Source organism: Leisingera aquaemixtae, from assembly GCF_019801145.1.
GTDB lineage: Bacteria > Pseudomonadota > Alphaproteobacteria > Rhodobacterales > Rhodobacteraceae > Leisingera > Leisingera aquaemixtae_A.
Genome location: NZ_JAHVJQ010000012.1, coordinates 63,084 through 88,105, shown reverse-complemented (window position 1 = coordinate 88,105; position 25,022 = coordinate 63,084). Strand labels below are relative to the sequence as shown.

Below are 25,022 nucleotides of genomic sequence, written 5' to 3'. Positions count from 1 at the left end.
CCGGCTCAGCCCTCCTTTTCAATCTTGGTCAGGCAGTCGCGCAGCGCCAGCCCGTATTCGTACTTGGCCGGGCAGGCAAAGCCGACGAGGCCCATGTCCTCTTCGTCGAGCTCCAGCGCACCCAGCGCCTGTGCGGTGTCGGTGTCCATGACCAGCAGCGCGCGCAGCAGCTGCGTCGGCAGGTAGTCCTGCGGCATCAGCCGCTCAAAGGTGCCGGTGGGCACCATCGCCCGGCGGCCGCCGTTGAGGTTGCTGGTGAGGTTGAACAGCTTGCGGCTGAGCGCCGAGCCCAGCACCGGCTGCACGGCGTATTTGCCGGGCATCGGGCGGATCCAGCCCAGCGGGATCTGTTCGCGGTCTTCCTCGATGATGGCAACCTGGCGGGCGAAGCGGCCAAGGAACGCCAGCGAACCGGCAGCCTGGCGGCCCGACAGGATCGAGCCGGAGATCACCCGGACCGGAGCATCGGCAGCAATTTCGCCGCGGGTCAGCTCATCGGTGGAGGCGCCCATGACGGTGCGGACCAGACGGGGGGTGCGCGCAGCGGGACCGGCGATGGCAACCACGGTGGAGGGATCCAGGTGGCCGGTCATCAGCAGGCGGCCGATGGCGATCACGTCGGGGTAGGACACGGTCCAGACCTGATCGTCCGCGCGGACGGGATGCAGGAAATGGATGTGGGTGCCTGCCAGGCCAGAGGGATGCGGGCCGGAGAACGCGGCAGCCTCAACCCCGGCAATGCCGGTGCCCGGAATGCTGTCGCCTGCCTTCTGGCACAGGAAGGTGGTGCCATCGGTGAGGAGGGTAACGGCCTTGAGGCCCGCCTCAAACGCCTCAGCCGCATCATTGATGATCACCGCGGCATCACCGGCCAGCGGCTCGCTGTCCATTGCGGTCACGAAGATCGCGGCGGGCTTGGACCCCGGCTGCGGCATCTTGGAATAGGGACGGGTGCGGAAGGCGGTCCAGAGACCCGCGGCGCACAGTTTCTCGGCCAGCCCTTCGGCAGTGTCCGCATTGCCGGTGGCAGAGAAATCAATGCCGGTGTCGGCAGCGTCCGAAACTTCGATCACCACGCTTTCCAGCACCCGGCGGGCGCCGCGGTTGATCGCCACGACCTTGCCGGTCATCGGCGCAACCATCATCGCGGCCTCGGCATCCTTGTGGCAGAACAGCGGAGTTCCGCGGCGGACCTCCTCGCCTTCCTGCACCAGCATGCGGGGCTTGAGGCCCACAAAGTCGGGGCCCAGCACGGCCACCGAGGTGATGGCGGGACCTTCGTGGATCACCTGCTCCGGTGCGCCTGTCACCGGCAGATCCAGCCCCTTTCTCAAGTTGAATGTCTTCATGTTTGCGCTACGTCCCTCCAACGCCGAATCCCGAGGCGGTTCTTACCCCGTTCCGGCAGCGGCGGCAAAGAAAACGCACAAAATGCCGTTTTCCGCACATCCGCACAGCCTGTCCTGATTTCCGGCGCACTCGAATCAAATTCGGCACCGAATAGCAAGGCCGCCACCCGGCCCGTCCTCCAATTTCCTGTGCACTGCGCGCTTTTATCAGACTGTTGGCGCTCACGGGTCTTGGGAAACCGTCAAAGCAGGCGGGCGGAAACGGCAACAGCATTCCGGCAGGCACCGGCAAGGTGGTCCTTTGTGCCCGTCAGTCTCAACAGGCTGTAGAAACTGATTCTACCAAATACTGCGTATTCAGGCTTCCCAAACGGCCTGCGGCGCACCCATCAGTCCGCGGTCAACGGTAATGCCCAGCCCCGGCGCATCCGGCACCAGCACGCCGCCATCCTGCACAGGCGCGTCGAATTCCGCCGTTTTCAGCGTCACCATATCGCGGCAGTCCAGGATGCAGCGGAGACTGCGCTCCGGCACCGTGGCGCCCAGATGCGCGATGGCCGAGAACGCCACCACAGACCCAACGGTATCCTGCACGCTGACGGTGGCGCCCGCAGCCAGGCACATATCCCGGTGCCTGCGTCCGTGGGTCAGCCCGCCCGCTTTGGAGATCTTGAGGCCGATGCCGTCCGCCACGTCCTCCGCCAGCATCAGCGCGATGTCCTCATCCTGCTGCACCAGTTCATCCAGAATGATAGGAACGGTGCAGCGCTTGCGCAGCGACATGGTCTCGCGCCAGGTCTTGCAGGGCGCCTCCAGCACGAAATCCAGCCCCTCCGGCAGCATCCGCAGCATCCGCAGCGCGGTTTCCGGCGTCAGACCGCCGTTGGCATCAACCAGAAAGAACTCGCCCGGCTGGCGGTCGGCCAGCGACGCGCGGATGCGCTCGGCGTCCAGCGCCGGACCGCCTTCGGCATCCAGCGCGCCGATCTTCACCGAGTGGCCCAGATAGCCCATCTCGCGGTGCTGCGCGACGCGGGCGCGCATGTCCTCGGGACTGCCTGCGTAGATCGAGGAGATCACCGGCAGGCGTTTGCCCGTCGAGCCGCCCAGCAGCTCGCAGACAGGCATATTCACCGATTTGCCGAACAGGTCCCAGCAGGCCAGGTCGATTGCCGATTTGGCGTGGTTGTGGCCCAGCAGGGCTTCATCCATCGCCTCGTTGATCCGGTCCATCTGCCGCGGGTCGCGGCCCAAGAGATACGGCGCAATCTCGGCGATCCCGGCCCGCGCGCCCAAGGCATGCGATGCGATATAGGTGGAGCCGAACGGCGTGCTTTCGCCCCAGCCCTCCAACCCCGTATCGGTGGTAATGCGCACGAAGGACGCGTCAAAGCTGCGGTACTCCCGCCCGCCCGACAGCATGTAGACGCCGCCGGAATACGGCAGGTCCAGCTGATAAAGCTCGATCTTCCTGATCTTCACGCCCCGGCCTCCGGGATCATCAGCACCAGCTTGCCGGTATGCTTCTTGCTCAGGAAGTCCTCCTGCGCGGCGGCGATGTCGCTCAGCGGATAGGTCCTGGCGACCAGCGGGCGGATTTCCCCGGCCTCGATGTAGGAGATCAGATTGGCGAACACCTCATCCTCCTGGAAGGTGCAGCCCATCAGTGTCAGGTCCTTGAGGTAGAGCGTGCGCACGTCGATTTCGCTGATCGGCCCGGCAATGGCGCCGGCGGTGGTGTATCGCCCGCCCCGGCGCAGCACATCGAGGAACGACGGCCACTGCGGGCCGGCAACCAGATCGACCACAACGTCGATGGAGCCCTCGCCCAGTTCCTTGACCAGATCGGCGTTGCGGTCCACCACCCGGTCGGCGCCAAGCGCCAGCACTTCATCCGCCTTGGCGGCAGAGGACAGCGCGATCACCGTGGCGCCGCGGCGTTTGGCCAGCTGCACGGCGGCAGAGCCGACGCCGCCGGAGGCGCCGGAGATCAGAACGGTCTCCGCGCCTAGACCGACCCGGTGCAGCATGTTTTCTGCCGTGGAGTAGGCGCAGGGGATCGAGGCCAGCTCGGCATCGGACCAATCGCAGTTCACCGCATGGGTTTCGCACGCAGGCGCCACTGCAAACTGGGCAAAGCCGCCGTCGCATTCGCTGCCGAAGGTCCAGCATTCATAGGGGCGGTAGTCGACGTAAGTCCGCAGCATGTTGCGCACCAGAACCCGCTCGCCGATGCGGGCGGGATCGACCCCCTCCCCGACCGCGGCGATATACCCGCAGGCATCGGCGCCTTGGATGCGCGGGAATTCCAGCGGCTTGCCGGACCAGCTGGCATCATCGTCATTGACGCTGTCAAACCCGCTGGCGCCGCCCGCGTTGGTGTCGGCATCCACCGCCTTGGAATACCAGCCGATGCGGGTGTTGATGTCGGTGTTGTTGATGCCTGCCGCGGCAACGCGGATCAGCACCTCGCCGGGGCCGGGCTGCGGCACCGGCACGTCGGTGCGGTATTCCAGTTTATCGATGCCGCCGTGGCCGGTCAGCAGGACCGCCGCCATTTTGCTGGGGATCATGCCCTCACCTCCCTTGGTTTGAACTTCTTTGGCCGGCCCTCCCCTGCCGGCCAAACAGACCGCTGTCCCCACAGGGACAGCCGCCTGAAACTTATGTCACAGCTCCAGCGGATGCGCGCGGCCCCGTTCCGCCAGGCGGCGGTTCAGCTCCTTCGCTTCCGGCAGACCAGCCTCCAGCGCAAAGACAAAGGCATGGGTCAGGTAGAAGCAGGCGGCGTCAATGCTGCCCGCTGCCTCCGCCTGATCACCGGCCAGCGTGTACAGCCGGACCAGCTCTGCGCTGTCCTTGTCCTCATGCGCCTTCAGCAGCGCCCGGTCGAGGTCTGCGCGCTCCATCCCTCAGCCCTTCAGCGAGATCGCGATATTCTTGGTGCGCACGTAGTTATAGAGCGCCTCCAGTCCCTTTTCGCGGCCAAAGCCTGATTTGCCGACCCCGCCGAACGGGGTGGAGATGCCGCCCGCGAACCATTCGTTCACGAACACCTGCCCCGCCCGCAGACGGTTCGCGACGCGATGCGCCCGTGCCAGATCGCGGGTGAAGACGCCCGCGACCAGCCCGAATTCGGTGCCGTTTGCCATGGCAATTGCTTCCGCCTCGGTCTCAAACGGAGTGAAGCAGGTGACGGGGCCAAAAATCTCCTCCTGCGCCACGCGGGACGCGGGATCCACATCCGCCAGAATGGTCGGCGCCATGAAATAGCCTTCCCGCTCCAGCCGGCCACCGCCCGAAGCCGCGCGGGCGCCGCTTTGGCGGGCGGTGGCCGTCAGGGTTTCGATGCCATCCAGCTGGCGGGCAGAGATCACCGGGGTCAGACCGGGATTTTCCAGCCCGTGACCGACGCTGAGGCCGTTTGCCAGTGCGGCGGCGCGTTCCACCGCCTCGTCATAAATCGAGCGGTGCACCAGCACCCGCGACATGGCAGAGCAGACCTGACCGGCGTTGTAGAAAATGCCGCTTTGCAGGGAGGACATCAGCGTGTCCAGATTGGCGTCCTCGAACGCCACAGCAGCGGATTTGCCACCCAGCTCCATCAGCGCGGGCGTCACCGGGTTGGCGGCGGCGCGCAGGATCGCTTGGCCGGTCGGGACCGAGCCGGTGAAGACGATCTGATCCACCCCCGGGCTTTCCACCAGCCGTGCGCCCAGGTCCGCGCCGATACCGTTGAGGATCGATACTGCGCCTGCGGGGACCTCGGCCCGTTCCAGCGCCACGCCCAGCATCGCCAGCGCCATCGGGTCCAGCTCCGGCGACTTGATGATCACCGTATTGCCGGCCGCCATCGCAGGCGCCAAGGAGCGCGCCGCAATCGACACCGGGAAGTTCCACGGCACGATCTGCGCGGAAACGCCGTAAGGCTCATAGACCGTAAAGTCAGCGTAATCGGGGCCGAGCGGGATCGACTTGCCTTCGATCTTGTCGGCCATGCCGCCGTAGTATTCGAAATACTGCGCGGCCTCTTCGAACTCGTCATGCGCGGCGCTGAGGCTCTTGCCGCTTTCCAGGCACAGCAGCTCAGCACCCTCGTCCGCAATGCCCCGGATCTCCGCCGCGATGCGCTGCATCAGTTGGCCGCGCTTGGCGGGTTTCATGGCGGCCAGATCGCCGCGCTCGAAACTCGCCCGCGCCGCTTCCAGCGCTTTCGCCAGGGTTTCCTCACCCGCCAGCGCGCAGTCGGCCACATGGCTGCCGTTGCCGGGATCCTCGACGGCGATGCGCGCACCGCCGTCGCCTTCTACCCATGCACCGGCCAGGAAGTTCCTGGCCAGCCCGTCTTTCAGGAAGGCACTCATGCCTCGCGGCCCTTGGTCACCTGATCGGCCACCCAGGCATGGAAATTGTGGGTCGGCCCGTCCATCACGGGGGAGAACCGGCCGCCGTCGAACAGCTCGCCGTGGCGGCCCTTCTGCATGCCCTCGACGACAAAGACGTCTTCCTCGAACACAGTCTTCCACAGCTTGGCGTTCTCGGTGCGCAGGTTTTCCAGCTCCGGCGTGTCCTCGCTGGACTTCGCGTAGTAGAGCTCGATGTGCTCGACAGTATTTTCGGTGTCGACCGGCTCCAGGATGATCGCAAACGCATGGTCGCGCTGCACACCCAAGAGGACGTTGGGGTAAACCGCGGTGTATTCGCCGCCCTCGTCCCACTTGCTGCTGAGGCCCTCGAAATCCGGGAACACTTCGCCGTTTTCGCCCTTCAGCTGGCGGTAGACCAGGGTGCCCTGGCCGGAATACTTGCCCGGCACCTCGATGTTGTAGTGGTCTTCCAGCCGGGAGTAGCTGTTGAGGCCCGGATGCACCCACGGCAGGTGGTAGCTTTCGCAGTAGTTCTCGACCGCCAGCTTCCAGTTGGTTTTCACCTCCAGCTTGAAGCCGGAGCCTTCGCCGCCGTGATGCACCGGGGCCTCGAATTCCTTCCAGCGCTGCAGCAGGTCGGCGTGGGCCTCCTCGAACTCCGGCGCGGAGCCGTCGACGTTCACGAACACCACGTCGCGCCAGACATAGGAGCGGATGCGGACCAGGCCCAGCTCATCCAGCTTGATGTCTTCATGCTTGTTGTTGCCGGGGCCGCCGACATGCGGGGTGGAGACCAGGCGGCCGTCCAGACCATAGCACCAGCTGTGATAGGCGCAGCGGATGGCGCCGCGGATCTTGCCGGCCTTCTCGACCAGGATCATGCCGCGGTGGCGGCAGGTGTTCTGAAAGACGCCGATCTCGCCGTCCTTGTCGCGCACGATCAACAGCGGCATGCCCAGGAAATCCACGGGCTTGGCATAGCCCGGCTCCGGCACGTCCTTGCCAAAGCCGATGCCGGACCAGTTCTTGAACAGAACCGAGCGCTTCTCTTCGGCAAAGACAGCGGGATCGATGTAATGGGCGTTCGGCAGGCCGTTGGCCACGTTGACCGGAGCCATCACCGGGGCAAGCGAGTCATGCTTGTTCATCTGGGTCTCTCCAAGGCAGGAAAAAGATGTACGGATTTTGCGCCATTGAAGGGAGCGCGCGGATTCACTCAATAGCAGGAATTTTCGCGCTGGAGTTAGCTCAGCTCACCTGAACCCTGATGGACCTCGTCAATCACCCAATTGCGAAGCAAACGGGCGGATTCCGACAATTCCGCGTCCGGGCGGCCCACCATATGAAAGCCGTGCGGCGCGGCCAGAACATGCGGGCCGATCGGCACCAGCTGGCCGGTTGCCAGCAAGGGGTTCAGCAGCCGCTGCCAGCCCAGCACCAGACCCACCCCGTCCTGCGCCGCCTGCAGCGCCACCGCATAGTTGTTGACCCGCACCCCCGGCGCGATAGGGCCGCCGTAACCCAGCTGCTGGAACCAGTCGGCCCAGGTGGTCCAGCTCCGGTCGTCGGAGTCCAGATGCAGCAGCCGCTGCTGCGCCAGTTTCTCCAGCGGGCAGCCGGTGAGCCTGTCCGCCAGCTCGGCATTTCCGACCGGCACCAGGTGGTCGCGGTACAGCTCCGTCTGTTCCAGCCTTGTGTCCCTATCCCGCCCGTAGCGGATGTAAAAATCCACATCCGGCATGCTGCGGAACGGCCGGTCCTGAACGATCTGGTTGACGTTCACATCCGGGTGCCTGCGCCAGAACCGCACCACCGAGGGCGACAGCCACAGCGAGGCCACCGCCGAGGTGGAGCCGATGGTGACGGTGTCGCCTGTCTGGCGGTCGCGAATGGTTTTGAGGCTGAGCGAGATCTTGGAAAACGACGACGCCAGGGTTTCAAACAGCGCCTCGCCTTCCTCCGTCAGCTCCACGCCCCGGTGCTTGCGCTGGAACAGCGGCACCTGCAGCTCCGCCTCCAGCGCCTTCACCTGGTGGCTGACCGCGCCGGGGGTGACGGACAGTTCCTGCGCGGCGTTCTTGAAGCTCAGATGCCGGGCTGCGGCCTCAAACGCGGCCAGAGTGGTCAGCGGCGGCAGGTTGTAGTGGCGGCGGGACATCTGCGGCTCCTGGCAGGCGGCTCGGATGAAGGCGTTTCATTTCAATATGGGAAATGCGCCTTTGTTGGCCAGCAAAGATATAGCCGGCGCTTGCCGTTTTTGTGCGAGACGCAAAGCCGCGCCGGTTTCCGGCGGCCTCAGTCAATGCGGCCGCGCTGCAGCATCGGCGTCACGTTGAACGCGGCCTTGTAGACCCTTGAGAAATGCCCGGGGCTGTCGAACCCGCAGGACAGCGCCACATCCGTCACCGAAGCCTCGGTCTGGATCAGCAGGTTGCGGGCCCGCTCCAGCCGCATCTCCATCGAATACTTCTTGGGCGAGGTGTTCAGATACTTGCCGAACAGCCGCTCCAGCTGGCGGGTAGAGATGCCGATCTCCTCGGCAATACGGGCCGGGGAAATGGGATCGCTAATGTGGTCATGCATCATCTGGATGGCGCGGGCCAGGTGGGCGTTGCGCATGCCGTTGCGCGACTGCAGCGACACCCGCTGCTCGGCGGTGGCATTGCGCACCGCGTTATAGACCATCTGGTCGGCCACCGCGACCGCCAGGTCATAGCCGTGCTCGCGCTCGATCAGGTGCAGCATCAGGTCCGCCGTGGCGGTGCCGCCGGAGGCAGTCACGTGCTTTTCGTCGGCAACAAACACGCTGCGCACCAGGTTCACTTCCGGAAACGCCTCCATGAAACTGTCGTGGTATTCCCAGTGGATCGCCGCCTGCATGCCATTCAGAAACCCTGCCTCTGCCAGCACCCAGGCGCCGGAGCACAGCGCGCCGACCGAGATGCCGCGCGCCTTTTCCCGGCGCAGCGCCGCCAGCAGCGGCCGGGTCACATGGTTTCGCATGTGGATGCCCGACAGGGCAAACAGCCGGTCGCATTTCGGGATCGCGTCAAACCCGTAATGCACCAGCGTCACCGAGCCGTTGGAGCAGGTCGCGGTCTCGCCGTTTTCCGATCCGAACGACCAGTCGTACAGGTCCTTGCCGCTGACAAGGTTGGCAATCCGCAGCGGCTCCACCGCGCAGGAAAACGCCAGATGCGAGAACTCCTCCACCAGGAGAAAGGCAAAATGCTGTGTCTTGGTCATGGCTTGCCCCAGAAAAGACGGACTGCGCGAGGGGTTTGCCCCGCGCAGCCCGGTGGCACGGGTGTGGCTGCTATTATTCCGCTGCCGCGCGGGCCGCGTCCAGCCAGCTGTCGTAAGTTTCGCGGTTGGCCTCGATCCATGCGTCCACATGGCGGTCGATGTCGTCCGAGCTGTCCTCGCCATCGGCGATCAGCTTGTTCTGGGCCGAGATGTCGTTGATGTCGATCTTGGCCAGCTCGAACAGCTTGGCCGCGGCCGGGTTTGCCGCCAGAAACTCGTCAGTGGCAACAACCCGGATGCTGTCGACCGCAAAGCCCAGGTCCTTGCCGTCGAATGTGGTGTCGGCGGTGGCGCCGTCAGGCAGCGACGAGTAAGGCACCGCCAGGAATTCCACATCCTTGCCCGGCACCAGCGCGCCAGAGACCCAATAGGGCGTCCAGGTGTAGTAGAGCACGTTCTCGCCGGCTTCGTTGCGGGCGATGGTGTCGGCGATGATGGCGTTATAGGCGCCCTGGTTGTGGTTCACGGTATCGCGCAGGCCGAATTCGCTCAGCTGATGCTCGATCACCCGCTCGCAGCCCCAGCCCGGCACGCAGCCGGCCAGATCCGCCTTGCCGTCGCCATCGGCATCGAACAGCTTGGCCTTTTCCGGATCGCTCAGGTCGCCGAGGTTCTGGACGCCCGCATCATAGGCGGATTTGTTGACCAGATAGCCCTGCAGCGCGCCTTCGATCAGGGTGCCGACCTTCTCCAGCACCGCATCGCCGCCGGATTCCTCAAAAAAGGTGTTGTGCAGGGTGTTCCAATGCACCGCGGTGAAATCGGCGTCGCCGGTTCCCAGCGCCAGATGCACGGTCTGCGCTTCGACCTCCTGCGGCTCGGCCACCTCATAACCCAGATCCTCCAGCGCGCGGAACAGGATCCGGTGCTGGAAGAACTCCTCCAGATAGGACTGGATCACCGGGCGCACGGTAACGCCCTCGCCGGGTTTTTCGCCGGCCGCGGCAGCGCCCGCCAGCATGGTGGAGGCTGCCAGCGCAGCCAGTGCAGTCTTTCTGAACATGAATAAGTCCTCCCTTGGGTGTTCAGATGAAAGTGAAAGTCAGGTCTTGCCGGCCAGGCGCAGCACCGCGCCGACGGGGCCGCCCTGCCACCAGTGGCGGTGGCCGCGGTCGCGGCCCGACTGGCCCATGCCCTGGGTGATGCGGTCCAGCACGATGGCGAGGATCACGATGCCAAGGCCGCCGACAAGCGCCTTGCCCGCATCCAGCCGGCCCATGGCGCGCAGCACTTCGTTGCCCAGCCCCTTGACCGAGATCATCGAGGCGATCACCACCATCGACAGCGACAGCATGATGGTCTGGTTGACCCCGGCCAGAATGGTGGGCGTGGCCAGCGGCAGCTCCACCTTGAATAGGATCTGGCGCGGGCTGGCGCCAAACGCGCGCGCGGCCTCCACCACCGAGGCATTGACGCCGCGGATGCCCAGGCTGGTCAGGCGGATCAGCGGCGGCAGCGCGAAGATGATCGTCACGATCACGCCGGAGACATTGCCGATGCCGATCAGCATGACCACGGGCACCAGGTACACAAAGGCCGGAATCGTCTGCATGGTGTCCAGCACCGGCCGCATTGCCGCCTCGAACCGGTCGTTCTTGCCCGCCAGCACGCCCAAGGGCAGGCCGATGATGAAGCACAGGATCACCGCCGAAACCACAATCGCCAGGGTGGTCATCGCCAGCCCCCAGGCATTGGGCGACAAAAAGCCAAGCGCCAGCATCGAAACGCCGACCAGGATCGCCACCCGGCGGCCCGCGGCCTGCCAGGCGATCAGCACCAGCATTACCAGCATCACCAGCGGCGGCACCGCATTCAGCGCGGTGTCGATGCCGACGATCATCTCGTTGAAAAACTTCTTCACCGGCTGGATCAGCGCGCGGTTGGCAATTGCCCACTGCTTGACCCCGTCCGCCGATTCCGCCAGCCCCAGATCAACCGCCGAAAACGGGTCGAGGATGCTGTAGGTGTTCTCTGCCATGGTCTTGCCTCCTCAGTGCTTCAGGCTGCCGGCGTCGTCGGCATGGCCCTGGATGCCGCGCAGCAGGGCGTTCTTGGTGACGATGCCGATGGCCCTGCCGTCCGCCTTGACCACCACCGGGTGCTGGGTGGCGATGGACAGGTTGACCAGATCGTCGAGCGAATGATCGGGATGCGCCTCCGGCCAGCTGCCCAGGTCGATCGGCCCCTGCCGCTGCTCGAAAGAGGCGACCGGCTCCATGATCTTGCCCGCGGAAATCAGCTCCAGCTTGGAAATGCCCGCGACGAAGTCGGCGACATAGTCGTCCGCGGGGCTGGTCACGATGTCCTCCGGCGTGCCGACCTGCACCAGCGCGCCATCCTTCATGATGGCGATGCGGTCGCCGATGCGGATCGCCTCGTCCAGGTCATGGGTGATGAACAGGGTGGTCTTCTTCATCTCTGCCGACAGCGACATGAACTTGTCCTGCAGCTGGCGGCGGATCAGCGGGTCCAGCGCCGAAAAGGGTTCATCCATCAAGAGGATCGAGGGATCGGCGGCAATCGCACGGGCCAGGCCGACCCGCTGCTGCATCCCGCCCGACAGCTCGTCCGGGTACTTCTGGTCCCAGCCATTGAGGTCCACCGCATCAATCGCGCGCATCGCGTTCTCGCGGCGTTCGCGCGCATCATGGCCGCGCACCTCCTGGCTGAAGGAGACGTTCTCCAGCACGGTGCGGTGCGGCATCAGCGCCATGTTCTGGAACACCATGCCGATCTTTTCGGCCCGCACCTCGCGCAGCTCCCTGGCGGATAGCTGATTCACATCCTGGCCTTCGATGAACAGCTGGCCCGAGGTCGGCTCGATCAGCCGGTTCACATGGCGAATCAAGGTCGACTTGCCAGAGCCGGACAGCCCCATGATGCAAAAGATCTCCCCCCGCCCGACGCTGAAGGTCGCATCCTGCACCCCCACCACGCAGTCGAAGCGGTCGCGCACTTCCAGCTTGCCAAGCCCCTGTTCCTGAACGGCTTTCATCGCCTCGTCCGCGCGGCGGCCAAAGATCTTCCACAGATTGCGGCAGTCGATCACGGCTTCGTCTGCTTGCGTCGTCACCTGTTCCCCTCCTCCAGAAAACTTTCCTGGCATACAGCATATTTTTTCTCTGTACACAAATTGTATTTTCTCATAACACAAAATGAGCAATCAGGTTGCACAGGCCTGTGCCGCCGGGCCATCCTGCCCGCACAGGTTCAGATGCAACGATGGAGACTGAGATGAAGGACGCGTCCAAAAACAGGAAAGCAGAGCTTTATGGCCACCTGAAAACGGCCATCATGACGCTTGCCCTGCGGCCGGGCGCCGATCTCGACGAATCGAAGCTGTCGGAGGAATTCCAGCTGTCCCGCACCCCGCTGCGCGAGGTGCTGCGCCAGCTGGCCGGCGAGGGCTATGTCGATCTGCGGGAAAACCGCGGCGCGCGGGTCAGCGAGATGTCGCACATGACCCTGCGGGATTTCTTCCTGGCGGCGCCGATGATCTACGGCGCGGTGCTGCAGCTGGCGGCCAAGAACGCCACCGAAATGCAGATCGCCGCGCTGAAGGCGGCGCAGGAGGATTTCAAGGCGGCGCTGCGCACGGGCTCCGGCGCTGACCGGGCGATGGCCAACAACCGCTTTCACGAGATCACCGGCGAGATGGCCGACAACATCTATCTCGCCCCGTCCTTCCAGCGGCTGCTGATCGATCATGCCCGCATCGGCATGACCTTCTACCGCCCCCAGGACCGCCAGATGGCGGAAAACCTGGGCGAGGCCAGCGCCCAGCACGACGCCATCATCGCTGCCATCGAGGCAGGCGACGAGGCGGCGGCGGGCCAGCTGGCAATTGACCATTGGAACCTGTCGCGCGACCAGATCGAGCTGTTCGTCATGCCCGCCGGGCTTGACGTGCCGCTGGGGACGGTGGCGCGCAAAACCCCTGCATGAGGACGAGATGACCCCAATATTCCGGTTTGAGGGGATATACACCCCCGTCGTGACGCCCCATTTCGAGGACGGCAGCGTCAATTGGGACGCGCTGGCCGAGGTGATCGAATACCTGGTTGAGAACGGCGTGCACGGGCTGATCTCCGGCGGCTCGACGGGCGAGAACTATGCCCAGACCGTGGAGGAGCGTATCGCGCTGGCCCGTTTCACCCATGAACGGCTGGCGGGCCGCCTGCCGCTGGTGGTGGGCACCGGCGCCATGCTGACCAGCGACTCCATCGCTCTGGCGACCGGCGCCAAGGAAATCGGCGCGGATTCGATCCTGCTGGCCTCGCCGCCCTACTCGGTCCCGACCGACCGCGAAAACGCGCTGAACGCGCTGGCCATCGACAAGGCCGCTGACCTGCCGGTGATGCTCTACAACTACCCGCACCGCACCGGCACCATGATGGGAGAGGAGTTCCTCGACCGCGTCGGGCGCTCCCGCAATTTCTGCGGCATCAAGGAAAGCTCCGGCGATATCAACCGGGTGCACCTGCTGGCCCGCGACTACCCCCACATCCAGCTGGGCTGCGGCATGGACGACCAGGCGCTGGAATTCTTTGCCTGGGGCGCGCCCTTCTGGGTCTGCGGCGGCTCGAACTTCCTGCCGAAGGAGCACGTCGCGCTGTACAATGCCTGCGTGATCGAGGGCAATTTTGCCAAGGGCCGCCGCATCATGTCGGCAATGATGCCGCTGATGCGCGTCCTCGAACAGGGCGGCAAATTCATCCAGACCATCAAGCACGGCGTCACCATGAACGGCATCGCGGCCGGTGCCATGCGGGCGCCGCTGAAGGGGCTGAACAAGGACGACAAACGCGCGCTGGAACAGGTCGTGCGGGTGCTGAAACAGAAAATCGCAGATATCGAGGCGGAGGGCTGATCCATGACGCTGCTGACCCAGGACGAATACAAATCCATTGCCGCCAATCTGGACCTGCCCACAGGTGCGTTCATTGACGGCAAGTTTTGCCCGGCGGCTTCAGGCAAGACCTTCGAGACCGTGAACCCGGCAACCGGCGAGAAGCTGGCGGACATCGCAGCATGCGGTGCCGCGGATGTGGATGTCGCGGTTGAGAAGGCGCGCGAAGCCTTCGACGACGGCCGCTGGTCCCGTCTGCACCCCTCCGAACGCAAGGACGTGCTGATCCGGCTTGCCAAGCTGATGACCCGCAACGCCCATGAACTGGCGGTGATGGAAAGCCTCGACAGCGGCAAGACCATCTATGACTGCGAAACCGTCGATGTGCCGGAGACCATCCACTGCCTGAAATGGCACGCCGAAGCCATCGACAAGATCTATGACCAGGTTTCGCCAGCGTCGGACGATCACATCGCCATGGTGGTGCGTGAACCCATTGGCGTGGTCGGCCTGGTGCTGCCCTGGAACTTCCCGCTGCTGATGCTGGCGTGGAAGATCGGCCCGGCGCTGGCCGCTGGCTGCTCCGTGGTGGTGAAACCCGCCGCCGAGACCACCCTGACCGCGCTGCGGGTGGCCGAGCTGGCAATGGAAGCCGGCCTGCCGCGCGGTGTGCTGAACGTGGTGCCCGGCGGCGGCGCCGAGGTGGGCGAACCCATCGGCCGCCACATGGATATCGACATGGTCTCCTTCACCGGCTCCACCGTGACCGGCAAGCGCTTCCTCAGCTATTCGGCGGAAAGCAACGCCAAGGAAGTGGTGCTGGAGATGGGCGGCAAGAACCCCGCCATCGTGATGGACGACGCCGAGAACCTGGACCGGGTGGCCCAGCATATCGTGAACGGCGCGTTCTGGAACATGGGCGAGAACTGCTCGGCTTCGTCGCGCCTGATCGTGCACAAGGACGTCAAGGCAGAGCTGCTGGAGCGCATAGCCCATCACGCCAAGGCCTGGAACACCGGCGACCCGCTGGACCCGGAAACCCGCATGGGCGCTCTGGTTTCATCTGCGCATTTCGACAAGGTCTGCGGCTATCTGGAACAGGCCGAAAACGTGGTGCTGGGCGGCAAGGCGCATGACGGCGCCTTTGTCGAGGCCACGGTCGTCGAGGTGCCGGGCAATGACGCGGTGCTGGCGCGCGAGGAAATCTTTGGCCCCGTGCTGTCGGTGATCGAAGTCACCGGCTTTGACGAAGCGATCCGCATCGCCAATGACACCCAGTACGGCCTTTGCGCCTCGATCTTCACCGCCAATGCAAAACGCGCCATCCGCGGAGCGCGGGCGATCCGCGCAGGCACGGTGACGGTGAACAGCTTTGGCGAGGGCGACATCTCAACGCCCTTCGGCGGCTACAAACAGTCCGGCTTTGGCGGCCGCGACAACTCCGTCCATGCCCATGACCAGTACACCCAGCTGAAAACCATCTGGATCGACCTGGCCGACGATGCAGACGAGGCCGTGGATTGACCGCCTACACCGCCAGACGCCTGCCCCGGCAGACCGGCGCGGCGGGATGGAATGCCATCCTGCCGCCGCAGGACGCGCTGCCGGTGCTGGACCGTGATCTGACCGCCGATGTGACCATCATCGGCGGCGGATTTGCGGGCCTTTCCGCCGCCCGCCGCCTGCACCAGCTGGACCCTTCGCTGAAGGTGGCGCTGCTGGAGGCCGGGCGGTTCGCCGAAAGCTCCGCCGGGCGCAATTCCGGCTTCATGATCGACCTGCCGCATGATCTGGCCTCCGACAACTACGCCGGATCGGGGCTAGAGGCCGACAAGGCCGCGATTGCCATGAACCGCAAGGCCATCGCCTTTGCCACCGAAGTGGCCGAGGACTGCGCCCTGCCGCAGGAGATGTTCGACCCCGCAGGCAAGATCAACGCCGCCGCCACCCCCGCAGGCGACCGGCACAACCGCGATTTCGCCGCCCATCTGGAACGGCTGGGCGAGCCGCATCAGCTGCTGAACCGGCAGGAGATGCAGAACCGCACCGGCAGCCCTCATTACACTTCCGGCCTTTATGCGCCGGGCACGGTGATGATCCAGCCCGCCGCCTATATCCGCGCCCTGTCGGCGCATCTGGCAGGGCAGATCAGCGTCTTTGAAAACACTCCTGCCACCGGGTTCCGGAAACAGGGCAACGGCTGGAGCGTCAGCACCCCGAAGGGCCGCATCAGCACCGGCAGCGTGATCCTGGCCAACAACGGCCACCTGGAAAGCTTCGGTTTCTACCAGCGCCGCCTGATGCACATCTGCCTTTATGCCTCGATGACCGAACGTCTGACGCCGGAGCAGATCAAACGGCTGGGCGGCACGCCCCGCTGGTCGGTCACGCCCGCGGACCCGATGGGCACCTCTGTGCGGCGGATTTCCGGCTCCTACGGTGACAGGATCCTGGTCCGCACCTGCTCCAGCTTTCATCCAACGATTGAAACCAGCGAGATGCGCCTGCGCCGCGCCGGCCGGGTGCAGGACCGCAAGTTCAAGGAGCGGTTTCCGCAGCTGGACGGCGTCAGGATGGAGCACCGCTGGGCCGGTATGCTCTGCCTCAGCCGCAACGGATCTGCGGCGTTCGGAGAGCTGGACCAGGGCGTCTATTCCGCATGCTGCCAGAACGGCCTCGGCATCGCCCGCGGCACCCTGCAGGGGATGGGCATTGCCGAACTGCTGATGCAGGGCAGGTCTCCGGTCGCCAGCCATTTCCTGGCCCAGCCGATGCCGCCCAAACTGCCGCCGGAACCCTTCGCCTCGCTTGGCGCGAATACCTATCTGCGGTGGAAGGAATGGCGGTCCGGCAAGGAATAGCAGGTTGAGGGGGCGCTGCCCCCGGCCTGCGGCCTCCCCCGGGATATTTTCAGCCAGATGAAGAAGGATCCGGGCCTTGGAGGCCCGTTTTTCTGCTCAGGGCAGGCTCAGCTTGGCCATCCGTCCGCCGTCGACGGTGTAGACCTGACCGGTGATGAAGCCCGCATCTTCAGAGGCCAGAAAGGCCACCAGCGCCGCCACTTCCTCCGGCTTGCCGGTGCGGGCAACCGGGTGGATGCGGGTAATATCTCGGCGGAAGGCCTCCGGATCCGGCATCGCGTCGATGAAGTCCAGGTTCAGCTCGGTATCGATCCAGCCCGGCGCCACCGCGTTGCAGCGAATGCCCTCGTGCCCGTGATCCACCGCAACCGCGCGGGTGAGCCCGTGCAGCCCGGCCTTGGAGGCGCAATAGGCGGCGTGGCCGGGATTGCTGCCCAACCCCTCGATAGAGCCGGTGTTGACGATGCTGCCGCGGGACTTGCGCAAGTGGGGCAGCGCCGCCTGGATCATTAGGAAGGGCGCGGTCAGGTTCACGGTCAGATTGCGCTGCCAGTCGGCAAGGCTCATGTCCTCGACCCGCGCCTCCTGCATCATGCCGGCATTGTTGACCAGCACATCAAGGCCCCCTGCCCTGTCCACGGCCTCCGCCACCGCCTGCGCGGGGCTGTCCGGGTCGGTGAAATCGGCCGGGATCGCCTCGAATTCCGCATCCGCGCCGCGCTGCGCGGTGAACACCCGCGCGCCCTCGCCTGCCAGCCTCCGGGCGATTGCCTGGCCGATGCCACTGCGGCCGCCGGTGACCAGCGCCACCTTGCCCTGAAACCGCATCATGACACCGGTTTCCCGCCGTTCACCTCCACCAGCGCGCCGCACATGTAGCGCGCCGCGTCTGATGCCAGGAACAGCACTACATCGGCGATATCCTCCGGCTCGGCAATCCGGCCCAGCGGCACCGTCCTGCCCAGCTCCGCCACCGCGGTGTCCGGGTCGAAGCCGCGCTTTTCGAACCCTGTGCGCAGCATCGGCGTGTTCACCTCATTTGGGCAGACCGCGTTGATACGGATGCCCTGATGCGCGTGATCCATCCCCATGCATTGCGTCAGCGACGCAATCGCCGCCTTGGTCATGCAGTAGAGCGCATGGTCCGGCCCCGGATTTTTGCCGCCCCAGCAGGACGCGGTGTTGACGATGGCGCCGCCGCCGTTGCGCGCCAGGATCGGGATCGCGGCGCGGCAGATGCGGAACGGCGCCTCCACATTCACCCCCATCGACAGCGCCCAGTCGGCGTCCGAGGTTTCAGTGACCGGGCCGCGGGTGATGACGCCTGCGTTGTTGATGACAATGTCCAAACGCCCAAGCGCCAGATGGGCGGCCTGCGGCAGCGCGCCTGCGTATTCGGCGTCGAGCAGATCGCCCGGCAGATGCGCCTCGGCCTCGATCCCCGCGGTGTCGCGGTCAGCGACGGCAACCCTGGCGCCTGCCGCGCGCAATCGCTGGACAATGGCAGCCCCGATGCCGCCCGCGGCCCCCGTGACCAGCGCGCCTTTTCCCTGAAAATCCATTCATGCTCTCCAATCAGAAGGATGCCACCGGCGCGCCGAACAGGCCCTCGTCCGGGGTGATGCCCAGGCCCGGCCCCTGCGGCGCCGCGATATGGCCGCCCTCGATGCGGATGCCGTTTTCCGCGTCATAGTTGCCTTCGATATAGGGGGCGGCGAGCCAGACGCCCTCCAGCAGCCCCGGCTTCACGGTGGCGCCGACGTGGGTGCAGGCGGCAGCAATGATGTCGCCGCCCCAGCTGTCATCGCAGGTATGCGGCAGGTTGCGGGCCTCGCAAATGTCGCGGAAGGCGCGCATCGGATGCAGCCCGCCGATGCGGGTGACCTTCATGCCGAAGCCGTCCACCAGCCCGGTTCCGGCCGCGGTGATCACCGTGTTCAGGCTGGTGCTGTTTTCGTCCATATAGAGACCGTGGCTGATCTGCGGGCGGATTTTCTGCAGGTCTTCCAGCGTGTTGCAGGGCTGTTCCATGATGAAAGGCACATCGGGGCATTCGCGGCTGACGCGCAGCGCGTCCCGCGTGGTCCAGCCGCGGTTGCCATCGACCGCCAGCCGCATCCCCGAACCGCCGATCTTCTCCCACACCTTGCAGATGGTCTCGATATCCAACTCCACCGGGCGGCCGCCGACCTTGATCTGAAGGCGGGGATAGCCCTCTTCCAGTTTCTCTGCCGCGAGGCGCGCAATGTCGTCCGGGGCACCGACGCCGGTGGCATAGTAGGACGGCACCCGGTCCGTGGCCGCGCCGCCCAAGAGGGTTGAGACGCTGACCCCCAAGTGCCTGCCCAGCAGATCATGCGCAGCAATGTCGATGGCAGCCTTGGCGTAGTTGTGGCCGTTCAACAGCCCGTCCATCCGCCGGTGCAGGGTCACGGGCGCCACCTCAGCACCGATCAGGCCCTCGGCCATCGCAATCAGCGCCGCCCGTGCGCCGCCGGCATGGGCCTCGGCGTAGGTGGGGCCGACCGGGCAGGTTTCGCCCCAGCCGGTCTGCCCGTTGTCGGCCACCAGTTTCACCAGCGTCGTGTCCAGCGCCCAGACCTCGGCATTGGCCATGGTGTAGGGGCCGTTTTTCACCGGCAGATCATGCTGATAGATATGGATTTCCGCGATTTTCATGTGTTTTGCCCTGATGGAAAAAAAGGCCCGCCCTCTATCGTTCAGGGCGGGCCAGTCGGGGAGGAAGCCTAGTAGCTCTGGTTCAGCTCATCCGCGGCGGGGATTTCCCGCTCGCGCCGGGCGATGTAATCCAGCAGTTCTTCGTTCTTGGCCTCGTCCAGCTTCGGCTCCTGGTACTCCGCCAGCAGCTTCTTGGCGCGGGTCAGGGCGCGTTCGGTGATCTCGACGCTGCCCTCGGCCTGCCATTGCTCGATCGAGTTGTTGTCGAACAGCTCCGGCATGAAGAACGCCTCCTGGAAGTTCTCCTGAGTGTGCGGGTGGCCCAGGTAGTGGCCGCCGGGGCCGACATCCGGAACCGCGGCAATGGCCTGGTCGAAGTCGTGCCACTTGGGGCCTTCCGCCATCCGGTAAGCCATCGCGCATTGCTCCGCATCGACGATGAACTTGGCGACAGAGCAGTGCATGCCGGCCTCGTTCCAGCCTGCCGAGTGCCAGATGTAGTTGGCGCCCGCATGGATCACCGCCGACAGGGTGGTGGCGGATTCGTACCCCGCCTGCGCGTCGAACGTCTTGGCCCCGCCCAGGGTGTTGGAGGTGCGCCACGGCACGTTGTAGTAGCGCGCCATCTGGCCGATCATGAAGTTCATCAGGCTGATCTCCGGCGTGCCCGCCATCGGCGCGCCGGATTTCATGCTGACGGTCGACAGGTAATGGCCGTAGATCGCCGGCGCGCCCTTGCGGATCACCTGAGTGTAAGCCAGCGCCGACAGCGCCTCGGCATTCAACTGCGCCACGGTGGCGGGGACCGAGGCCGGGGTGTTGGCGCCGCCCAGAACAAAGGGCGAGCACAGCACCGGCTGCTTGCGCTTGCAGAAGGCCCGCATCGCGCCCAGCATGGTTTCATCCCAGACCAGCGGCGAGTTGCCGTTGCAGTTGCCGGTGGTGACCGGGTGATCCTCCAGGAACTCCTCGCCGAACAGAATGGCGCACATGTCCATCACGTCCTCGGCGTTCTTGGGGCTGGTGGTCATACCCATGAACATCTTGTCGGAGTATTTCATCGACGAATAGGTGATCCGCAGATGGCGCTGGCTGATCGGATGGTCATAAGGTTCGACGATGTGATGCGCCGAGGAGTGCAGGGCCGGCATCATATGCGCCAGCTTGTGGAACATCGCCAGGTCGTCCAGCATCGGGTTGCGGCGCACATCATCGAGATCGCGCAGGAACGGCGCGCCGGTCATCGGCACAAAGATCGAATGCTTGCCGCCCAGGCGCACGTTCTTTTTCGGGTCGCGCGCGTGATAGGTGAAGTCGCTGGGGATGGTCTTGATCAACTCGCGCACCAGGCCGCGGTCCAGATAGACCAGTTCGCCCACGACCTTGGCGCCGGCGCGTTTCCAGTCCTCCAGTGCGATCGGGTCGCGGAACTGGACGCCCACGTTTTCCAAAATATCCATCGAGGCGTTGTCGATCATCTCGACCTGGGCGCCGTCCATCACCTCGCACCAGGGAATATTGCGGGTGAGGCCCGGCAGCATGTCGAACTTGGGGGCGGTGCGCAGGGCGCGGCGGGCGTTGCGGCCGCCGGAGCGGGCGCGGGTGGCAGTGGCTTGCTCAGTCATCGCAGGGGTCTCCTTTGACGGTGAGTTTCACCAAATGAATCGGGTTTCACCTGCAGGATTGCGAAATCCGGTTGCAAAAACCGACACTCCAGCCCGCGGAACCGTCCTGGCGCGGTCTGCCTCGCCCGGCCCTGCCCGGACGACCTGCCCCTCCGGCCCGGCGCAAACCCTGTTTAGAGCCTGATTTTGCTGCAACACAGGATTTTCCGCGCCCGGCGCGACTCACCCCGGCAGCCATGGGCTGCGCATCATGCAAAGCCGCACCGGGTTTTGCGCCCGCCCCTGCCCCGTGCGGTGGAAACCGGCGAAAACGAATATATTTCAGCGTGTTAACGGAAAAGTTGCAGTTTTCCTTGCAATCCGGCAGACCGCCACACGGCCCTTCTGCAACCTGTAAATGAAGGAATCTATTGCAAAACGCTGCTCGCATTGCGTATAGAAACGATAAATAAGGCGCTGACGCAAAACAGCGTTACTATCGAGAGGGCAGCAGGTGGCAGTAGCACTCCACATCAATCAGCGTATCCGCGAGAACGCGGAGAACCTCAGTGCGGCCCTCAACAGCCACATGCTGGCCAGTTTCGCACCGGATGCAAGGAAAGAATTGCGCCTGTTCAGCGCCGGCGAGGCGGCGGAAATGCTGGGGATCTCTCCCAGCTTCCTGCGCAAGCTGCATTTCGACGGCAAATTCCCCGAGGTGCACACCACGCCCGGCGGCCGCCGCCACTATTCCGCTGCCGATCTGCTGGAAATGCGCAAGATCCTGGATGCCGCGGCCAAGACCCCCGGCACCTACCTGCGCGGCCGCCGCGAGGGCGACAAGGTGCAAGTGCTGTCGTTCCTGAACTTCAAGGGCGGCTCGGGCAAGACCACCTCGTCGATCCACACCGCGCAGCGGCTGGCGCTCAAGGGCTACCGGGTGCTGGCGGTGGATATCGACCCGCAGGCGTCGCTGACGACGCTTTTCGGCTACCGGCCAGAGGTCGATTTCCTCGAAACAGGGACGATTTATGACGCAATCCGCTATGACGACCCCCTGCCCCTGCGCCAGATCATCCAGCAGACCTATTTCGCCAATCTGGACCTGGCCCCCGGCGGGCTGATCCTGCAGGAGTTCGAGCATGAGACCCCGCAGGCGCTGATCAACAACGTGCAGCCCGCGTTCTTCTCGCGCATGGCGGCGGCGTTGGAGGAGGTCGAGAAGGATTACGACGTGATCATCTTCGACTGCCCGCCGCAGCTGGGGTATCTCACCATGTCGGCGCTCTGCGCCTCGACCGGCGTGATCATCACCGTGGTGCCGAACATGCTCGACATCGCCTCGATGTCGCAGTTCCTGCAGATGTCCGCCGAACTGCTGGATGTGGTTTCCAACGCCGGGGCCGCGCTGGAGTTCGATTTCCTGCGGTTCCTGATCAACCGGTACGAGCCGAACGATGGTCCGCAGCAACAGGTGGTTGCATTCCTGCGGCAGCTGTTTGGCGAGGAAGTCATGGTCGCCCCGATGCTGAAATCCACCGCGATTTCCGATGCGGGGCTGACCCAGCAGACGGTCTACGAGGTCGAAAGATCCCAGTTTCACAGGTCAACCTATGACCGTGCGGTCGATTCACTGAATCAAGTTAACGATGAAATAGAATCGCTCCTTCAACAGGCATGGAGGCGTTGATGGCACGCAAAGGCATTCTCAGCACGGCACTCAGCAGCCCCGCAGCATCCGCTCCGGGGCCGAAACCCAAGATGATGCCGCGCGGCGCGGTCGGGGCGCTGCAATCCTCGCTCAGCAAGCTGCAGGAAAGCGCGGTGCAGGAGATCGATCCGGCGCTGATCGACGACGCGGGATACGAGGACCGGCTCGGCATCGACGGCGCCGCCCAGAACCAGCTTATCGAAAGCCTGCAGACCTACGGCCAGCAGGTGCCGGTTCTGCTGCGCCCGCATCCCAAGGCGCCGGGACGGTTCGAGATCGTCTATGGCCGCCGCCGCCTGAAGGCGCTGCGCGAGCTCGGCCTGCCGGTCAAGGCGATGGTGCGGCAGCTCGACGACCACGCGCTGGTGATGGCGCAGGGGCAGGAAAACACCTCGCGCCTGGACCTCAGCTTCATCGAGAAGGCGTCTTTTGCGGCGCAGCTGCAGGAAGACGGCTATGACCGGCCGACAATTGCCGCCGCGCTGTCGATCGACCTGCCGATGGTGTCGCGGATGCTCAAGGTGGGCACGGCGTTCTCACTGCCCTTCCTGCGGCTGATCGGCTCCGCCCCCGGCATCGGCCGCGACCGCTGGATGACGCTGGTCAAGCTGTTCGAGGACCCCGGCGCGCGGGGCCGGGCGGTTGCCTATTCCAATACGCCCGATTTCCTGACGCATGACTCCGATGGCCGGTTCGAGGCGGTTCTGAAGCGGGCGCAGGATGCGCATACGGCCGCCAAACCGGCCCCTGCCCCGGCGCCGGCGAAACAGCGCCCCCTGCCCGGCCGCAACGGCGCCGCGGTGGCGGGCATCAAGACGACCGCCAAGGGCATCACCCTGACGATCTCCGGCAAGGACGCGCCCGGCTTCGACGCCTGGTTCGACACCCATGCGGAAGAGATCATGGCAGAGCTTCACGGCCGCTGGCAGCAAGACCAGCCCGAGCAGCCGGAAGACTGAAGAAGAGCAGAGAAAACAGGACAGGAGGCACGTAAGCAGGCAAAAGAAAAGCCCCCCAGGACATTACATCCCAGAAGGCCGTTCTCAGATTTAGCACCTTTGGAATAGCCTCTCAGACTCGTCAGTGTCAACTCTGTGCGCCGCACAGGGGCGGGTATTTTTTGTCTTTCGTGAAAAAATCATGGAACAGGCGTCCCAAATCGCATTTGGGCGGCAGGATCCGTGCGGCCGGCTGGCGGGTGCCCACGACAAGTGGGATCTTCTGGCTGCGCTGACGCACGCCGCCGCGGAATTTGAACTGAGCCACCGCACTCTAGGCGTGCTGAAGGCACTGCTGACGTTCTTCCCGGAGCGCGCGCTGCCTGCGGACCCGGATAGCGCCATCGTCTTCCCGTCAAACCGCAAGCTGATGGAGCGCTTGAACGGGATGCCCGAAAGCACCCTGCGCCGCCACCTGGCCGCCCTCACCCGGCTCGGCATTGTCAGCCGGAAGAACAGCCCCAACCGCAAGCGCTACGCCCGCCGGGTTGGCGAGGACACCGCGGTGGCTTTCGGCTTCGACCTCTCCCCCCTCGCCCGCCATGCCGCGCAGATCTTCGGCGCCGCATTGGACGCCAAGGAACGCGCCGAGCGCCTGGCAGTTCTGCGCGACCGCGTTGCCGTGCTGCGGCAGGAACTGCTGGAAATCGCCGATGAGACGGCAGAGACACTGCTGGAGGCTGCCCGCAAGCTCTTGCGCCGGAAGCCCTGCGAAACCGAATTGTCCGCAATGGCTGATCTCCTGCGCGCGGAAATTGCCAGTTGTGCGCCGGAAGAGACCCTCCAGGTCTCCCCGCTGGCAACACGCGAAATGAGCGCCCGCGGCAGCCAGAATGAGCGGCACATACAGGATTCAGTAAAAAATGATTCTGACTCTGAAGGGCCGCAGGCCAAAGCGCCCTGCCCTCAAACCCATGTTTCAGACGGCAAGGCGGGCAATGCAGAGAATGTGAGTGATCTGGCCACCGTTTTGCGCGCCTGCCCCGAGGTGCAGACCTATTACCCCGGCGCACTGCTCAGCTGGCAGGATGCCGACCGCATTGCCGAAACCCTGTCGCCGATGATGGGGATCGAGATGCCGGTGCTGAGCGACGCACGCGCTGCCATGGGCCGCAAGGATGCGGCAACAGCGGTGATGTGCATGCTGGAGAAGCTTTCCACCATCCGCAGCCCCGGCGCCTATCTGCGGCGGCTCGCGCAAAAGGCGCGCGCAGGCCAGTTTTCCACCGCGCCGATGCTGAATGCGCTGTTACAGGCAGGACCCCGGGCGGAAATTGCCAGCTGACAATTTTCACAAG

At 64.9% G+C, this 25,022-nt stretch carries 22 protein-coding genes; 7 read left to right on the top strand and 15 right to left on the bottom strand.

Translation table 11 applies throughout. From position 1 onward, the window contains the following. Window positions 1–5: 5 nt before the first annotated feature. From KUW17_RS20735 to KUW17_RS20685, 11 genes are all read right to left on the bottom strand, one after another. Window positions 6–1,349: a Na(+)-translocating NADH-quinone reductase subunit A gene (locus KUW17_RS20735; RefSeq protein WP_222482218.1), complete on the bottom strand. Its 1,344-nt coding sequence runs from the start codon at window positions 1,347–1,349 to the stop codon at window positions 6–8. A gap of 357 nt (window positions 1,350–1,706) precedes the next feature. After that, the gene (locus KUW17_RS20730; RefSeq protein ID WP_222482217.1) at window positions 1,707–2,831 is read right to left on the bottom strand and encodes a mandelate racemase/muconate lactonizing enzyme family protein; all 1,125 of its coding nucleotides are present in this window, start codon (window positions 2,829–2,831) and stop codon (window positions 1,707–1,709) included. Next, window positions 2,828–3,922 carry an alcohol dehydrogenase family protein gene (locus KUW17_RS20725; RefSeq protein WP_222482216.1) on the bottom strand — a complete coding sequence of 365 codons (1,095 nt, stop codon included), beginning with the start codon at window positions 3,920–3,922 and terminating at the stop codon, window positions 2,828–2,830. The genes KUW17_RS20730 and KUW17_RS20725 overlap by 4 nt, the downstream gene beginning before the upstream one ends. Window positions 3,923–4,018: 96 nt before the next feature. Then, the gene (locus KUW17_RS20720; RefSeq protein ID WP_222482215.1) at window positions 4,019–4,258 is read right to left on the bottom strand and encodes a hypothetical protein; all 240 of its coding nucleotides are present in this window, start codon (window positions 4,256–4,258) and stop codon (window positions 4,019–4,021) included. Between the two features lie 3 nt (window positions 4,259–4,261). Beyond that, window positions 4,262–5,713 (bottom strand): aldehyde dehydrogenase family protein, encoded by a 1,452-nt coding sequence (locus KUW17_RS20715; protein WP_222482214.1) that lies wholly within the window; start codon window positions 5,711–5,713, stop codon window positions 4,262–4,264. Beyond that, window positions 5,710–6,864: an aromatic ring-hydroxylating oxygenase subunit alpha gene (locus tag KUW17_RS20710; RefSeq protein WP_222482213.1), complete on the bottom strand. Its 1,155-nt coding sequence runs from the start codon at window positions 6,862–6,864 to the stop codon at window positions 5,710–5,712. Before KUW17_RS20710 ends, KUW17_RS20715 begins: the two co-directional genes overlap by 4 nt. Before the next feature lie 95 nt (window positions 6,865–6,959). Then, on the bottom strand, window positions 6,960–7,874 hold the full coding sequence (locus KUW17_RS20705) for a LysR substrate-binding domain-containing protein (RefSeq protein WP_222482212.1): 915 nt from the start codon (window positions 7,872–7,874) through the stop codon (window positions 6,960–6,962). Between the two features lie 137 nt (window positions 7,875–8,011). Then, window positions 8,012–8,962: a GlxA family transcriptional regulator gene (locus tag KUW17_RS20700; RefSeq protein ID WP_222482211.1), complete on the bottom strand. Its 951-nt coding sequence runs from the start codon at window positions 8,960–8,962 to the stop codon at window positions 8,012–8,014. A 73-nt stretch (window positions 8,963–9,035) separates the two neighbouring features. After that, window positions 9,036–10,025 carry a glycine betaine/L-proline ABC transporter substrate-binding protein ProX gene (proX, locus tag KUW17_RS20695; protein ID WP_222482210.1) on the bottom strand — a complete coding sequence of 330 codons (990 nt, stop codon included), beginning with the start codon at window positions 10,023–10,025 and terminating at the stop codon, window positions 9,036–9,038. Window positions 10,026–10,064: 39 nt separating this feature from the next. Then, on the bottom strand, window positions 10,065–11,000 hold the full coding sequence (locus KUW17_RS20690) for an ABC transporter permease (protein ID WP_222482209.1): 936 nt from the start codon (window positions 10,998–11,000) through the stop codon (window positions 10,065–10,067). Between the two features lie 12 nt (window positions 11,001–11,012). Beyond that, a complete protein-coding gene (locus KUW17_RS20685) occupies window positions 11,013–12,095 on the bottom strand; it encodes a glycine betaine/L-proline ABC transporter ATP-binding protein (protein WP_222482208.1) in 1,083 nt (360 codons plus the stop codon). A 161-nt stretch (window positions 12,096–12,256) separates the two neighbouring features. Here KUW17_RS20685 and KUW17_RS20680 point away from each other — a divergent pair, with 161 nt between their 5' ends. From KUW17_RS20680 to KUW17_RS20665, 4 genes are read left to right on the top strand one after another with little or no spacing between them, the layout of a single operon-like run. Then, the gene (locus KUW17_RS20680) at window positions 12,257–12,967 is read left to right on the top strand and encodes a GntR family transcriptional regulator (protein WP_222482207.1); all 711 of its coding nucleotides are present in this window, start codon (window positions 12,257–12,259) and stop codon (window positions 12,965–12,967) included. A gap of 7 nt (window positions 12,968–12,974) precedes the next feature. Next, window positions 12,975–13,892 (top strand): dihydrodipicolinate synthase family protein, encoded by a 918-nt coding sequence (locus KUW17_RS20675; RefSeq protein WP_222482206.1) that lies wholly within the window; start codon window positions 12,975–12,977, stop codon window positions 13,890–13,892. Between the two features lie 3 nt (window positions 13,893–13,895). Beyond that, the gene (locus KUW17_RS20670; RefSeq protein ID WP_222482205.1) at window positions 13,896–15,395 is read left to right on the top strand and encodes an aldehyde dehydrogenase; all 1,500 of its coding nucleotides are present in this window, start codon (window positions 13,896–13,898) and stop codon (window positions 15,393–15,395) included. Then, a complete protein-coding gene (locus tag KUW17_RS20665) occupies window positions 15,392–16,732 on the top strand; it encodes an NAD(P)/FAD-dependent oxidoreductase (protein WP_222482204.1) in 1,341 nt (446 codons plus the stop codon). Before KUW17_RS20670 ends, KUW17_RS20665 begins: the two co-directional genes overlap by 4 nt. Window positions 16,733–16,828: 96 nt before the next feature. Here KUW17_RS20665 and KUW17_RS20660 read toward each other — a convergent pair whose 3' ends face one another. The 4 genes from KUW17_RS20660 to KUW17_RS20645 form a co-directional block, all read right to left on the bottom strand. Next, a complete protein-coding gene (locus KUW17_RS20660) occupies window positions 16,829–17,563 on the bottom strand; it encodes an SDR family NAD(P)-dependent oxidoreductase (RefSeq protein ID WP_222482203.1) in 735 nt (244 codons plus the stop codon). Then, window positions 17,560–18,294 (bottom strand): SDR family NAD(P)-dependent oxidoreductase, encoded by a 735-nt coding sequence (locus tag KUW17_RS20655; protein WP_222482202.1) that lies wholly within the window; start codon window positions 18,292–18,294, stop codon window positions 17,560–17,562. The genes KUW17_RS20660 and KUW17_RS20655 overlap by 4 nt, the downstream gene beginning before the upstream one ends. A gap of 13 nt (window positions 18,295–18,307) precedes the next feature. After that, a complete protein-coding gene (locus KUW17_RS20650; RefSeq protein WP_222482201.1) occupies window positions 18,308–19,411 on the bottom strand; it encodes a mandelate racemase/muconate lactonizing enzyme family protein in 1,104 nt (367 codons plus the stop codon). 68 nt (window positions 19,412–19,479) lie between these two features. After that, window positions 19,480–21,036: a trimethylamine methyltransferase family protein gene (locus KUW17_RS20645; RefSeq protein WP_222482200.1), complete on the bottom strand. Its 1,557-nt coding sequence runs from the start codon at window positions 21,034–21,036 to the stop codon at window positions 19,480–19,482. 493 nt (window positions 21,037–21,529) lie between these two features. On the opposite strand from KUW17_RS20645, the gene repA reads away from it, so the two are divergent. The 3 genes from repA to repC all read left to right on the top strand — a co-directional run bounded on the left by repA (window position 21,530) and on the right by repC (window position 25,009). Then, the gene (gene repA / locus KUW17_RS20640; protein WP_222482199.1) at window positions 21,530–22,705 is read left to right on the top strand and encodes a plasmid partitioning protein RepA; all 1,176 of its coding nucleotides are present in this window, start codon (window positions 21,530–21,532) and stop codon (window positions 22,703–22,705) included. Then, entirely contained in the window at window positions 22,705–23,685 is a 981-nt protein-coding gene (gene repB / locus KUW17_RS20635; protein WP_222482198.1) for a plasmid partitioning protein RepB, read from the top strand. Before repA ends, repB begins: the two co-directional genes overlap by 1 nt. Window positions 23,686–23,866: 181 nt before the next feature. Further along, entirely contained in the window at window positions 23,867–25,009 is a 1,143-nt protein-coding gene (gene repC, locus KUW17_RS20630; RefSeq protein ID WP_222482197.1) for a plasmid replication protein RepC, read from the top strand. The last annotated feature ends 13 nt before the right edge of the window (window positions 25,010–25,022 follow it).

What these genes read in the sequence shown, in the direction of transcription:
- KUW17_RS20725 (WP_222482216.1), bottom strand. Translation starts at nt 3,922, where the DNA reads ATGATCCCCAGCAAAATGGCGGCGGTCCTGCTGACCGGCCACGGCGGC.
- KUW17_RS20655 (WP_222482202.1), bottom strand. Translation starts at nt 18,294, where the DNA reads ATGGATTTTCAGGGAAAAGGCGCGCTGGTCACGGGGGCCGCGGGCGGC.
- KUW17_RS20680 (WP_222482207.1), top strand. Translation starts at nt 12,257, where the DNA reads ATGAAGGACGCGTCCAAAAACAGGAAAGCAGAGCTTTATGGCCACCTG.
- KUW17_RS20690 (WP_222482209.1), bottom strand. Translation starts at nt 11,000, where the DNA reads ATGGCAGAGAACACCTACAGCATCCTCGACCCGTTTTCGGCGGTTGAT.
- KUW17_RS20735 (WP_222482218.1), bottom strand. Translation starts at nt 1,349, where the DNA reads ATGAAGACATTCAACTTGAGAAAGGGGCTGGATCTGCCGGTGACAGGC.
- KUW17_RS20710 (WP_222482213.1), bottom strand. Translation starts at nt 6,864, where the DNA reads ATGAACAAGCATGACTCGCTTGCCCCGGTGATGGCTCCGGTCAACGTG.
- repC (WP_222482197.1), top strand. Translation starts at nt 23,867, where the DNA reads ATGGAACAGGCGTCCCAAATCGCATTTGGGCGGCAGGATCCGTGCGGC.
- KUW17_RS20700 (WP_222482211.1), bottom strand. Translation starts at nt 8,962, where the DNA reads ATGACCAAGACACAGCATTTTGCCTTTCTCCTGGTGGAGGAGTTCTCG.
- proX (WP_222482210.1), bottom strand. Translation starts at nt 10,025, where the DNA reads ATGTTCAGAAAGACTGCACTGGCTGCGCTGGCAGCCTCCACCATGCTG.
- repB (WP_222482198.1), top strand. Translation starts at nt 22,705, where the DNA reads ATGGCACGCAAAGGCATTCTCAGCACGGCACTCAGCAGCCCCGCAGCA.
- KUW17_RS20675 (WP_222482206.1), top strand. Translation starts at nt 12,975, where the DNA reads ATGACCCCAATATTCCGGTTTGAGGGGATATACACCCCCGTCGTGACG.
- KUW17_RS20650 (WP_222482201.1), bottom strand. Translation starts at nt 19,411, where the DNA reads ATGAAAATCGCGGAAATCCATATCTATCAGCATGATCTGCCGGTGAAA.
- KUW17_RS20705 (WP_222482212.1), bottom strand. Translation starts at nt 7,874, where the DNA reads ATGTCCCGCCGCCACTACAACCTGCCGCCGCTGACCACTCTGGCCGCG.
- KUW17_RS20670 (WP_222482205.1), top strand. Translation starts at nt 13,896, where the DNA reads ATGACGCTGCTGACCCAGGACGAATACAAATCCATTGCCGCCAATCTG.
- KUW17_RS20645 (WP_222482200.1), bottom strand. Translation starts at nt 21,036, where the DNA reads ATGACTGAGCAAGCCACTGCCACCCGCGCCCGCTCCGGCGGCCGCAAC.
- KUW17_RS20715 (WP_222482214.1), bottom strand. Translation starts at nt 5,713, where the DNA reads ATGAGTGCCTTCCTGAAAGACGGGCTGGCCAGGAACTTCCTGGCCGGT.
- KUW17_RS20720 (WP_222482215.1), bottom strand. Translation starts at nt 4,258, where the DNA reads ATGGAGCGCGCAGACCTCGACCGGGCGCTGCTGAAGGCGCATGAGGAC.
- KUW17_RS20660 (WP_222482203.1), bottom strand. Translation starts at nt 17,563, where the DNA reads ATGATGCGGTTTCAGGGCAAGGTGGCGCTGGTCACCGGCGGCCGCAGT.